This is a genomic window from Thiomicrospira sp., assembly GCF_036568485.1.
Taxonomy (GTDB): domain Bacteria; phylum Pseudomonadota; class Gammaproteobacteria; order Thiomicrospirales; family Thiomicrospiraceae; genus Thiomicrospira.
In genome coordinates this window covers 1-11,231 of record NZ_DATCSL010000071.1, presented here as the reverse complement: position 1 = coordinate 11,231, position 11,231 = coordinate 1, and the positions used below count along the sequence as shown (strand labels likewise).

At 45.7% G+C, this 11,231-nt stretch carries 14 protein-coding genes and 1 riboswitch; of the genes, 5 read left to right on the top strand and 9 right to left on the bottom strand.

Going from position 1 to position 11,231, the window contains the following annotated elements; translation table 11 throughout:
* From VIM91_RS07340 to VIM91_RS07330, 3 genes are all read right to left on the bottom strand, one after another.
* The coding region (locus VIM91_RS07340) for a GAF domain-containing protein (RefSeq protein WP_331864168.1) at positions 1–599 on the bottom strand (599 nt) is incomplete at its 3' end.
* A 6-nt stretch (positions 600–605) separates the two neighbouring features.
* Positions 606–1,529, bottom strand: coding sequence for a response regulator (locus VIM91_RS07335; RefSeq protein ID WP_331864167.1), 924 nt, complete (start codon positions 1,527–1,529; stop codon positions 606–608).
* Positions 1,530–1,567: 38 nt separating this feature from the next.
* Positions 1,568–1,873 (bottom strand): STAS domain-containing protein, encoded by a 306-nt coding sequence (locus VIM91_RS07330; RefSeq protein ID WP_331864166.1) that lies wholly within the window; start codon positions 1,871–1,873, stop codon positions 1,568–1,570.
* A gap of 216 nt (positions 1,874–2,089) precedes the next feature.
* Positions 2,090–2,197: riboswitch (TPP riboswitch) on the top strand.
* Positions 2,198–2,276: 79 nt separating this feature from the next.
* On the opposite strand from VIM91_RS07330, the gene VIM91_RS07325 reads away from it, so the two are divergent.
* From VIM91_RS07325 to pnuC, 3 genes are all read left to right on the top strand, one after another.
* A complete protein-coding gene (locus tag VIM91_RS07325; protein WP_331864165.1) occupies positions 2,277–4,298 on the top strand; it encodes a TonB-dependent receptor in 2,022 nt (673 codons plus the stop codon).
* A gap of 107 nt (positions 4,299–4,405) precedes the next feature.
* The gene (locus VIM91_RS07320; protein ID WP_331864164.1) at positions 4,406–4,672 is read left to right on the top strand and encodes a hypothetical protein; all 267 of its coding nucleotides are present in this window, start codon (positions 4,406–4,408) and stop codon (positions 4,670–4,672) included.
* Positions 4,662–5,273, top strand: a complete 612-nt coding sequence (pnuC, locus tag VIM91_RS07315; RefSeq protein ID WP_331864163.1) for a nicotinamide riboside transporter PnuC — start codon at positions 4,662–4,664, stop codon at positions 5,271–5,273. Before VIM91_RS07320 ends, pnuC begins: the two co-directional genes overlap by 11 nt.
* Here the strand turns inward: pnuC and VIM91_RS07310 are convergent.
* From VIM91_RS07310 to VIM91_RS07300, 3 genes are read right to left on the bottom strand one after another with little or no spacing between them, the layout of a single operon-like run.
* Positions 5,270–6,178: a hypothetical protein gene (locus VIM91_RS07310; RefSeq protein ID WP_331864162.1), complete on the bottom strand. Its 909-nt coding sequence runs from the start codon at positions 6,176–6,178 to the stop codon at positions 5,270–5,272. The two genes, pnuC and VIM91_RS07310, sit on opposite strands and share 4 nt — an antisense overlap.
* The gene (locus VIM91_RS07305) at positions 6,179–6,391 is read right to left on the bottom strand and encodes a zinc-finger domain-containing protein (RefSeq protein WP_331864161.1); all 213 of its coding nucleotides are present in this window, start codon (positions 6,389–6,391) and stop codon (positions 6,179–6,181) included.
* Positions 6,392–6,442: 51 nt separating this feature from the next.
* Positions 6,443–7,369 (bottom strand): branched-chain amino acid transaminase, encoded by a 927-nt coding sequence (locus VIM91_RS07300; protein ID WP_331864160.1) that lies wholly within the window; start codon positions 7,367–7,369, stop codon positions 6,443–6,445.
* Between the two features lie 296 nt (positions 7,370–7,665).
* Between VIM91_RS07300 and VIM91_RS07295 the strand changes: the two genes are divergently transcribed.
* Both VIM91_RS07295 and argF read left to right on the top strand, forming a co-directional pair.
* On the top strand, positions 7,666–8,844 hold the full coding sequence (locus VIM91_RS07295; RefSeq protein WP_331864159.1) for an acetylornithine transaminase: 1,179 nt from the start codon (positions 7,666–7,668) through the stop codon (positions 8,842–8,844).
* A 4-nt stretch (positions 8,845–8,848) separates the two neighbouring features.
* Positions 8,849–9,754, top strand: coding sequence for an ornithine carbamoyltransferase (gene argF / locus VIM91_RS07290; protein ID WP_331864158.1), 906 nt, complete (start codon positions 8,849–8,851; stop codon positions 9,752–9,754).
* 111 nt (positions 9,755–9,865) lie between these two features.
* Here the strand turns inward: argF and recR are convergent, their stop codons facing one another.
* From recR to VIM91_RS07275, 3 genes are all read right to left on the bottom strand, one after another.
* A complete protein-coding gene (gene recR / locus VIM91_RS07285; RefSeq protein ID WP_331864157.1) occupies positions 9,866–10,459 on the bottom strand; it encodes a recombination mediator RecR in 594 nt (197 codons plus the stop codon).
* A 19-nt stretch (positions 10,460–10,478) separates the two neighbouring features.
* Positions 10,479–10,808 (bottom strand): YbaB/EbfC family nucleoid-associated protein, encoded by a 330-nt coding sequence (locus VIM91_RS07280; protein ID WP_331864156.1) that lies wholly within the window; start codon positions 10,806–10,808, stop codon positions 10,479–10,481.
* A 48-nt stretch (positions 10,809–10,856) separates the two neighbouring features.
* The coding region (locus VIM91_RS07275) for a DNA polymerase III subunit gamma/tau C-terminal domain-containing protein (RefSeq protein WP_331864155.1) at positions 10,857–11,231 on the bottom strand (375 nt) is incomplete at its 5' end.

Genomic DNA, 11,231 nt, shown 5'->3' with positions numbered 1-11,231 from the left:
GCGCCTAAAATAGTGCCATCGGCTTTAATCGACACGATGGCATCCATCTCGGTTTTTAAAATAGCATCCAAACGTCTTTGGCGTTTTTCGGCCAGTTTGGCTTGGCGCAATATGTTGTTTAACGCCAGCTTGTCTTCAACCATTTTCGCCATATCACGCAAGGCATCTATTTGCTCATCCGATAAATGACGTGGCTTGTGGTCAACCAAGCAGAGTGTGCCGACTCGAAAACCATCCGGCGCACGCAACGGAATCCCATAATAAGCACGAATATGAGGCGCGCCCACGACAAATGGATTATCTGCAAAACGCGGGTCTAAACGCGCATCTGGGATTCGAAACACGGCTTCTTGCAAAATGGCATGTCCACAAAAAGAGGTGTCTCTAGGCAATTCTGTTGCCTCGATACCGATAGTCGATTTAAACCATTGACGGTCCTTGTCGACCAAGCTGATAAGAACAATAGGAAAATCAAAATAGGACTTAGCTAAACGTGTGATACGATCAAAGCGTTCTTCTGGTTGAGAGTCTAGTAAACCCAAGTTGTAAAGTGATATTAATCGCTCGGGTTCATAATCTGGAATGATAGGCGCTTGCATAATGGTCTAATTTAAAGCTGATCGAACCGCTGCACGATCAATGCAACAAGTCACTTGTCGGCCACCATCGGAATATTCAAGCTTTTTGAAACCAGATTGGTTTGCCATCATTATGCCTCGGCCGTGATTATCTAACATGCGTTCTAGTGAAAAGGTCAGGTATTGTTCAAAATCAAATCCTGCACCCATATCTTGTATCGTGACTTCAATGTCTTCTGGGTGAACCGCTAGATTCAATGTCACAAATTTATCGCAATAGGTTTGATCGGCTAAACGTTGCTGTACTTCTTCTAAAAACCGGCCTTCGTTGATGAGTTTGGTTTTTTCATCATAAGTAATCGCTAAATTGCCATGCTCAACGGCATTCACCATTAATTCAAACAACCCTACCACCACTTCATCTGGTTCAGCACACAAACTCGCCAGTAATGAAGAAAGGCCACGCGCTTCTTCTAACGTTTTATATTCAAATGTCGCCTGTTTAGCCGTGCCAAACGACTCGGTGATTTTGGTAATTTCAGAACGCAGAGTTTGGTGGGACTTAAAATCGCGCAACGCCGAACGGATAACCGACTGCACCAGTTCCATATCCAGCGGTTTGGCCAAATAATAAAACGCGCCCTCTTTTAAGCCTTGCTGAACCGACTCTTTATCGGCGAGTGCCGTTTGCAAAATAACCGGAATATGTCGACGTTCTGCGTCTCTTTTTAACGCTTGAAGTAACCCAATGCCATCAAGATTGGGCATCAACCAATCTGACACCACCACACTGTAATAACCTGGCGCTTGCGCCTTGATTTTATTTAACGCGTCCTCGCCATCGACCGCCGTTTCAAACTCCCAGCCCATGCTGGCCACCATCATGCCCAATAACTTGAGCGCAGCGGGCGTGTCATCTACCAACAATAACCGTGTTTGATTGCTCGGCATGCCGTCTCCTTTAAAACTGAGGCTAAATCGAAAAGCGTTTAAGCGTCCATCTCAAACAACTTACCAAACTGAGCGGTTTCTAGGCTGCGCATTACCTTATCATTGGCGTTGACCAGCTTAATCACTTTCGTCTCTGTGCCGACTTTTTGGCGCATCAACAACATTAAACCCAAAGCCGCACTATCAATACGATCTGTGCGTGCAAAGTCGATAACATAATGGCTGGCTTTGCCTAAATAGTCTTTATAGGCATTGTTAAAGTCATGATAAAGTTCAATATCAAACACGCCATCAACGGCGATTTCAAGACAATCCTGGTTCAGCTTTGCAGATACCGATGACATTTTTGAGTCCTCTTTTAATTTTCAAACTATTTAAATACCGCCACCTAATTAAGATGAAATAAAAAATTAGGAGCAGATCATGTTCTTCTTGATATTGATCAATATTCTAGCACTTCTAAAATCGGCTTTTGTATTAGTTTAGTAGATTTTCCGTACTGGTTTAGCATGGCTATTTTGCCCCGATTTTAAAGGCCAGTTATGCTATAATCTGCGCTCAAATTTGCCAAGGGGTGGTCTATTTCGGCCTGAGATCGATTGCAAAATCGAAACCCTAAGAACCTGATCTGGTTAATACCAGCGTAGGGACAGGCATGACACGCTCAAATCAAACAACTGGCCAAAAGCCTAACGCGATTCGCGGTCAACCTGTCCTTTTACAGCCTATATATGTAAAAGGAAAACCATGAAACTTAAACCCCTTCCGCTTGCTTTATTTGCCCTCATACCAGGCCTGGTATTGGCCGAAAACAACTTATCCACTATTACCGTAAATGCCGATTTACGTGAAACCAGCGAAACCGATATCGCCGCCAGCGTCGATGTTATGGACGAAGCCGAATTGCAAGATCGCGGCGCCACACACTTCGGCGATGTGTTATTGCAAACTCCCAATGTGAACTTTTCCGGTCAATCATCGCGCCCGCGTCATATCCAAATTCGCGGAATGGGCGAACGTGACGAATACACTGGCGCACCCAATGCCAGTGTGGGTTTTGCGGTCGATGAAATTGATTTCAGCGGCATTGGTATGGTGGGCAACTTGTTTGACGTTAAACAAGTTGAAGTCTTACGCGGCCCGCAGAGCACACGTTATGGTGCCAGTGCTTTAGCCGGCCTGGTGAATATCGAAACCAACGACCCAACGCCTTATAACGAAAGTTTAATTGAAGCGAGTGTGGGCACGGATAATCTGAAAGAACTAGGCGTTATGACGAGCGGGGCGTTTAGCTCAAAAGATAAAAGCCCGCAATATCGTGTGAGCCTGTTTAAACACAACAGCGACGGTTTCCGCGATAACGACACGCTAAACCGCACCGACACCAATAAAAAAGACGAGCTCACCGCTCGCGCCAAATTACGCTGGTGGGCCGGCGACGATACTCAGTTTGATTTAAGCTTAATGCATGCGGATATTAATAACGGCTACGATGTGTTTACACGTGACAACAGCTTCACCACACTATCAAATGAGCCTGGCGAAGATACCCAAAAAACCAACGCAGGGGCCCTGAAAGTACAATGGGATGGCGCGCAATCCTATCGCTTAACCAGCACCACGACTTACGCACAATCCGATATGGTTTATGGTTATGACGAAGATTGGCTGGCGACCACAACTGAATCTTATCTAAACCAAAAAGAACGCCAAAACCTGAGCCAAGAATTACGTTGGATTTCAAACCAACCCATCTTTAACCGATCCACCGACTGGTTATTTGGCCTGTACGCGACACGTTTGGATGAAACCAACCGAACTGATTATTACGGTGTTTCAACCAGTGAATACCAACTGAACAAGCTGGCTACTTTCGCCCAGTTTGATTATCACCTATCGCCGCAAACAACCTTAATCACCGGCGCACGTGTTGAACAGGTCGCCAGCGATTTCAGTCACTCAAATGGCGACGACTTTTCTCCTAACGAAACCCTTTGGGGCGGTCAAATCACACTTAACCATGACTTGACTGATCAGCATAGTGTTTATGCTGGAATTTCGAAAGGCTATAAAGCTGGGGGCTTCAATACCGGCTTACCGGCTGGATCAAGTGATCAATATCTTAAGTTTGATAGTGAAACCGCTATTAATTACGAAGTCGGTCATAAAATGCAACTGGCAAACCTAAATACCAAAACCAGCTTGTTTTACATTGATCGAACCAACGCGCAATTTGATGGTTATAGCTATGATCCAGTTGGTGGCTCAAACTGGGTATTCTTTACTGAAAACTTTGACTCAGCCCAAAACTATGGTTTGGAAACCGAAGTTGACTGGCAAGCAACCTCTATGGTTAACATTTTCGCTAATCTCGGCTTAATTCAAACCGAAGTAGAAGGCACACCATTAAATAGTGAATACGCAATTGATGGCCGCGAACAAGCACATGCACCCAATTACCAATATTTAATTGGCGCACAATATCGTCACGATCAAGGTTGGTTTGGCCGAGTCGAAGTTCAAGGCATGGATACCTTTTATTTCGACAATGTACACGACCAAAAATCAGAAGCCTATACTTTGGCGAATGCACGCATTGGCTACGAAGCACCAAATTGGGAAATTTACCTTTGGGGTAAAAATCTAACCGACGAAAAATACGCGACCCGTGGTTATTACTTTGATCCGGATTATGGCAACAACCCAGATTTATTTATCGCCCTTGGCGATCCGCGTCAAATCGGTTTAACCACAAGAGTTCGGTTTTAGAATTCAGCTTCACGCCTCTCACATCAAGCGAGAGGCAGAAAGTCAGATTATTAAATAACTCCGTGGGCTTCGTGTCTTCGTGGTTCAAAAAACAACAGGAAAACCCTATGAAAATTTCACTTGATATCAGCATGTACCCTTTACAGGATGAGTTTTGCCAACCGATTATTGACTTTATTGAACGTCTGGAAAAAGCACCAGGCCTGGTGCTTGAGCGCAATAGTTTAAGCACACAGGTTTTTGGTGACTACCGCACAATTATGAATTTAATGACCGAGGAATTGGAAACCGTATTTGAGCAAAACCCACACACCATCTTTGTCATGAAAATGGTCGGCGTGAATCGCTCTAAGGCCAAGATTGATGCTTGCTGAGATTTGGTCACAGTTTAGCCAGCAATCCATTTGGGAAGCCATCGCGGTGACTTTGGGAATTGGCTATGTGATTTTAGCCGCGCGTGAATCGGTATGGTGTTGGCCAGCGGCTTTTTTAAGCACGGCGATTTACACCCTGTTACTTTGGAAAGGCTCACTACCGATGCAGTCTTTTTTACATTTCTTTTATATGACGATGGCGGTGTACGGTTTTTACGTCTGGACACGCGGCGGCATCCAACAACCGGAGTTACACATTCATCGTTGGCGCTGGAGCTATCATGCCGGTTTTATTAGCTTAGGCGTGCTGTTGACTTTTTCGGCTGGCGGTTTGCTCACCCTATTTGAAGCCAGTCAGAAGCCGTATTTAGATGGCTTTGTGATGGTGTTTTCGATGCTCACCACTTATATGATGGCGCGTAAAGTGTTGGAAAACTGGTTGTATTGGTTGGTGATTGATAGCGCGGCAGTGGTGCTTTATTGGCAAACGGGTTATTTATTAACCGCGGCGATGTTTGTGCTTTATCTTGGCCTTGCGGTGTATGGGTTTATTAACTGGTTAAAGTTGTATCGCGCACAAAATCAAACGGCCACTATTTAAAACCGTGTGGGCGCACTCATCCAGCGCGTCAAATCGGTTTCGCCCAACAGGTTTAATCTAAACAACCACAAACGATAAACTTCTCGCACCTGGGTTAAATCTGGAACTTCACCATAGGCTTGCGCCAACCACCAGGCCTGGTGATCATCTAACAGATACTCCAAAATTACCCAAGTTAATTCGACTGGCGCTAACACAAACGCATCTAAATCGACCAAGGCTGACAACTGCTGTTGCTCAAATAAAAACTGATCCCAACGCAGATCCAACATGGTCGGTACCGCGTAACTCATTTGGATGGCCTCGGCTTGCTTAATCACTGACCACCAGGCCTGGTGGCCGGTTGGGCTCATCCAGTTTTTTAAACTCTGAGCCAGTTTTATCGGCCATTCATGCAGCCTATATTGGGGTTGATTCCAAACTCCCCATTTTGAATATTGAACTTGATGCAAAGCACTTAAATGTTCTGCGAAACGTTCAATATTGGTTTGATTCATCCAGTTTGCTTGCCCCGTTTCACCTGCCAATTTGACCGCTAACACAAAACCTTGCAGACCCTCAGTTGGGTTCACTGCTTGCTCAATCTGCGGAATGGCTAAATCGGTTAAACCGGCTAGTTGATCTGAACACCAGGCCTGGTGGTGCAGGTGTTGATTTAAATCCAGCCCAAATAAATCACGCACATTTCGCCAAAAAGCCTGCTGTGGCGCATCAGGATTGAGCGTTTTTAAGACTTTGTCGCCCTGCTCGGTTTGCAGATAATAGAGTTGATGGGTGCTGTCCTGGTATATGGGAGCTTGGGGTGATGCAGACAGAATATTGGGTAATTGATTAGGTTCGGCGTTTAAGCCTTGGTAAGGAGATCGACCACCAGGCCTGGTGGTCGAATTGGAATCTTGAATCATCTAGTGAGCCGAACGGTTTGGATCCCAGTCTTTTAACACATATTCCGTACCGCAATAGGGGCACTTGGCTTGACCATTTTCTTCAATCGGTAAAAACACACGCGGATGCGCATTCCACACCGACATGTCATTGGTCGGACAATATAATGGCAAATCGTCATAGGTTACTTCAACGTGCGTTTGCGCACATGGATCGGTTGCTTTTGAACTCATTGTCACTCCTTAAGGCGAGTAAACGCGGCGAGCTGTCGCCGCATGCAAATCTTATTTAACCGCGGCCAACCAGTCTAGATGGGCGGCAGAACGTCCATGCACCACGTCAAAATACAAACTTTGTAAACGCTCAGTGATCGGCCCGCGTGAACCTTGTCCAATCGGACGATTATCTAATTCACGAATCGGCGTTACTTCGGCGGCGGTGCCGGTAAAGAACGCTTCATCCGCAATGTAAACTTCATCACGTGTAATGCGTTTTTCAACCACTTCATAACCACATTCACGCGCTAACTGCATCACAGTTTTACGTGTAATACCATCCAAGGCCGCGGTTAATTCTGGTGTGTAAATCACGCCATCACGGATCATAAAGAAGTTTTCGCCACTGCCTTCACACACATAACCTTCGGTGTCTAACAATAAAGCTTCATCACAACCGTGCGATACCGCTTCTTGCAAAGCTAACATCGAGTTCATGTAAGCGCCATTCGCTTTGGCTTTGGTCATGGTGATGTTGACATGGTGACGGGTGTAGGACGACGTCGCGACTTTAATTCCACGGGTCAAGTTTTCTTCACCCATATAGGCGCCCCATTCCCAGGCCGCGATAATCACGTGGGTTTTTAAATTATCCGCACGCAAACCCATGCCTTCTGAACCGTAATACACCATCGGACGAATATAAGCGGACTTCAAACCGTTTTCACGCACCGCGGCACGTTGCGCTTCGTTAATCGTGTCTTTGTCAAACGGCATGGCCATATTCATAATTTTCGCTGAATTAAACAAGCGATCAGTATGAGCTTCTAAGCGAAAAATCGCGGTGCCTTTTTCAGCATCATAAGCACGCACACCTTCAAAAACACCCATACCATAATGTAAGGTGTGGGTTAAAACATGCGTGTTGGCCTCGCGCCAAGGTACCATTTGGCCGTCCATCCAAATCAGGCCATCACGATCCGACATCGTTCGCATTGAGAAGCTCCTAAGAAAGTTAAATCGCTACAAAATTCGGTATAAAAATGGCGAAAGCCAGTTTTTACAAAAAATAAAAGCTGTATTTTAGCCGAATGAACCCACGAATAACAGAGCGTTTGCGTGCTTAATTTAAAAACAAACTCCGGCTTTATTAGCTCTATCAACTTGAATTTATTCCTGATTCAGCTAAAATCATCGTTTGTCTTTCAAAAAGAGCAATCTTCGGGTTGCTCTTTTTTGTTTGTAATTATCAGCCGTACAGGCGCGGTTGCGTTGGCTAAAAGGTGAAATCCATGTCTGAAAGTTTAATGAATACCTATGCTCGTTTACCTGTGATGTTTACAGAAGGTGAAGGCGCAACCTTGTATGACGATCAAGGTAAGGCCTATTTAGACGCCGTCAGTGGAATTGCCGTTTGCAGTTTAGGCCATGCACACCCTGCGATTTCGCAAGCTTTATGCGAACAAAGCAAACGCCTTATTCATACTTCTAACCTGTATCGAGTCGAGAACCAAGAAAAATTGGGCGAAGCGCTCATTCGTTTATCTGGTATGGATCGCGTGTTTTTTGGTAACTCAGGCGCTGAAGCGAATGAAGCGGCGATTAAAATCGCGCGCAAAACCGCGTCTGATCGCGGCATTGAAAACCCCGAAATTCTGGTGATGGAAAGCAGCTTCCATGGCCGCACCATGGCGACCTTAAGCGCCACCGGCAACAAGAAAGTACAAGAAGGCTTCGCTCCCTTAGTGCAAGGTTTTGTACGCGTGCCGTATAACCAAGTGGAAGCGGTTGAAAAAGCCATTGCCGAACATCCGAACCTAATCGCGATTTTAGTGGAACCGGTACAAGGTGAAGGCGGCGTATTTGTACCGGATGCGGGTTATTTAAAAGCTTTGCGCCAACTGTGTGACCAGCATAATTTATTACTGATGATTGATGAAATTCAAACTGGCGTCGGTCGTACCGGTAAATGGTTTGCTTATCAACATGAAGGTATTTTGCCGGATGTCTTAACCCTAGCAAAAGCGTTAGGTAACGGTGTGCCGATTGGTGCGTGTTTAGCAAGCGGTAAAGCCGCTAGCGCGTTTGGCCCAGGTAATCATGGCACCACCTTTGGTGGTAACCCACTTGCCTGCGCGGCCGGTTTAGCGGTGATCAACACGCTTGAGCAACACGACTATATTTCACAAGTCGCCAAACAAGGTGAACAAATCATGGCCGCGTTTAGAGACACGTTAGCCGACCAAAAAGGCGTGGTTGAAGTGCGCGGCAAAGGCTATATGATCGGCATTCAATTAGATCGCCCATGCGCTGAACTGGTGAAACTTGCACTCGACAAAGGTTTATTGATCAACGTCACACGTGGTGACACCGTACGTTTATTGCCACCTTTTGTGATTTCCGAAGCCCAAACAGCCCAATTGGTCGGTGATTTGAGCCAATTAATAATCGAATTTTTAACAAAACCCTAATCCCATGACAAATAAACACTTTTTAACCCTTAAAAGCTTAACCCCGCAAGAACTGCAACAGATTCTGCAGCGCGGTATTGAGCTTAAAAAAATGCAACACGCCGGTGAGATTTACGAGCCGCTCAAAAACCAAACGCTTGCGATGATTTTTGAAAAAGCCTCCACCCGCACGCGCATTTCATTTGAAGTGGGTATGACTCAGCTAGGCGGCCACGCCTTGTTTTTATCTCCTCGCGATACCCAACTTGGCCGTGGCGAACCGATTGAAGATAGCGCTCGTGTTATTTCTAGTATGGTCGATGGCATTATGGTGCGCACGTTTGAACATAGCATTGTCGAAACCATGGCGGAGTTTTCATCTGTACCGGTGATCAATGCGTTAACTGACGACTTCCATCCTTGCCAGTTATTAGCCGATATGCAAACCTATTATGAGCATAGAGGCTCGATCAAAGGCAAAACCGTAGTCTGGATTGGGGATGGCAATAATATGTGCCAGTCTTATATTAACGCGGCACAAATTTATGATTTTAAGTTGCGTGTAGCTTGTCCAAAAGGCTTCGAACCCCGCGCCGATTTAATGGAAATGGCAAAAGATCGTGTTGAAATTGTGCGTGATCCAATGGAAGCAGCACAAGGTGCCGACTTGTTGGTGACCGATGTGTGGGCCAGCATGGGCCAAGAAGACGAACAACGTTTGCGCATTCAAGCTTTATCAAAATATCGTGTGAATCGTGCCATTATGGATCAAGCCGACTCGGATGCTTTGTTTATGCACTGCCTACCCGCACATCGTGGTGAAGAAGTCACGGCTGAAGTCATCGACGGCCATCAAAGCGTGGTGTGGGATGAAGCCGAAAACCGCTTACATGCGCAAAAAGCTTTGCTGGAATTTTTAATGGCGAAGTAGTCAAATGCGCTGATGTCACATCGCATTATTTGACTCACAAAAAAGCCCATTTAACCATCGCTTAAAAGTGCGAATAGTTGAATGGGCTTTTTTATATTCGAAGGCTTTAAATTAAACCGCTCGACGACCACTAAAGGCATGCGACAAGGTGGCACTGTCGATATATTCCAACTCACCCCCCATCGGCAAACCTTGCGCCAATCGCGTAACCGACACCCCCTCTTGTTGTGCAAGCTGGTGTATATAATGCGCGGTTGCTTCACCTTCAACGGTTGGGTTGGTCGCTAGAATTAACTCGGTAATACCCGGCTGCTTTAAGCGTTCGTGCAAAATATCCAAACCTAACTGTTGCGGCCCAATGCCATCAATCGGCGACAAGTGCCCCATCAATACAAAATATTTGCCTTGATAAATACCCGCCTGCTCAATGGATAATACATCTGCTGGGGTTTCGACTACACATAACAAACCATTATCGCGTTTATTAGATGCACAAATACCGCACACTGGCGTTTCGCTCAGAGTACGGCATTCTTCACAATGGCCGACTTTTTCGAGTGCTTGCTGAATGGTATCGGCTAAGCGATTGGCGCCATCACGTTGACGTTCCAATAAATAATAAGCCATACGTTGCGCTGATTTTGGCCCGACACCGGGCAAAATACGAAACGCATCAATCAATTGCTGAATTAAGGGAGAAGACATAGCCGCCTAGTTAACTAGTTTAAAAAGGGAACTTCATGCCACCGGGTAAATTCATGCCCTGAGTTAAGCCGCCCATTTTATCTTGGGTCGTTTCTTCCACGCGGCGCACGGCGCTGTTGACCGCAGCCGCCACTAAGTCTTCCAGCATTTCTTTGTCGTCCATTAAGCTGTCATCCAACTCGACTTTTACTAATTCATGCTTACCGGTCATCGTGACTTTAACTAATCCACCACCGGCTTCGCCTGTGACTTCCATCTCAGCTATTTCAGCTTGCGCTTTTTCCATGTTTTTCTGCATTTCTTGTGCTTGTTTCATCAAGCTACCGAGACCGGCTTTTCCACCAAACATAGTTTTTCCTTTTATTTAAAATTTATATTTTGTTGATGCTCACACGCATCATAGGGGTTGGATTGATTTTTCCAACACCTGCATACCTAAACGCTCTTGCAACATTTGAACATTTGCGTCTGCAAAAATTGATTGAGTCGCTTGTTCTTGAGACAGAGTTTGTTGGTCCTTATCATAAAGACTTGGTGTGTAGAATTCACCTGAAAACTCAACAAAATTCACCTTAAAAGCTTCACCAAATTGGCGTTGAGCGGCTTCTTCTAAACGGGTCACAGCCAAGTCGGTTTTGGCATGTGCCTCTTCAGGATGCACACTTAACCACCAGGCCTGCTGGTTGGCATCGACCAATACACAGTGTCTCGCTAATTCTAACGCCATGCCATCCAAGCCTAACTGCTGAATCATATCCATCCAAGCCTGCAC

Bases quoted from the DNA above. Each gene is read 5' to 3' on its own strand.
- argF (WP_331864158.1), top strand. From the start codon at position 8,849: ATGACAAATAAACACTTTTTAACCCTTAAAAGCTTAACCCCGCAAGAA.
- VIM91_RS07320 (WP_331864164.1), top strand. From the start codon at position 4,406: ATGAAAATTTCACTTGATATCAGCATGTACCCTTTACAGGATGAGTTT.
- pnuC (WP_331864163.1), top strand. From the start codon at position 4,662: ATGCTTGCTGAGATTTGGTCACAGTTTAGCCAGCAATCCATTTGGGAA.
- VIM91_RS07325 (WP_331864165.1), top strand. From the start codon at position 2,277: ATGAAACTTAAACCCCTTCCGCTTGCTTTATTTGCCCTCATACCAGGC.
- VIM91_RS07310 (WP_331864162.1), bottom strand. From the start codon at position 6,178: ATGATTCAAGATTCCAATTCGACCACCAGGCCTGGTGGTCGATCTCCT.
- VIM91_RS07335 (WP_331864167.1), bottom strand. From the start codon at position 1,529: ATGCCGAGCAATCAAACACGGTTATTGTTGGTAGATGACACGCCCGCT.
- VIM91_RS07280 (WP_331864156.1), bottom strand. From the start codon at position 10,808: ATGTTTGGTGGAAAAGCCGGTCTCGGTAGCTTGATGAAACAAGCACAA.
- VIM91_RS07305 (WP_331864161.1), bottom strand. From the start codon at position 6,391: ATGAGTTCAAAAGCAACCGATCCATGTGCGCAAACGCACGTTGAAGTA.
- VIM91_RS07300 (WP_331864160.1), bottom strand. From the start codon at position 7,369: ATGCGAACGATGTCGGATCGTGATGGCCTGATTTGGATGGACGGCCAA.
- VIM91_RS07295 (WP_331864159.1), top strand. From the start codon at position 7,666: ATGTCTGAAAGTTTAATGAATACCTATGCTCGTTTACCTGTGATGTTT.
- recR (WP_331864157.1), bottom strand. From the start codon at position 10,459: ATGTCTTCTCCCTTAATTCAGCAATTGATTGATGCGTTTCGTATTTTG.
- VIM91_RS07330 (WP_331864166.1), bottom strand. From the start codon at position 1,873: ATGTCATCGGTATCTGCAAAGCTGAACCAGGATTGTCTTGAAATCGCC.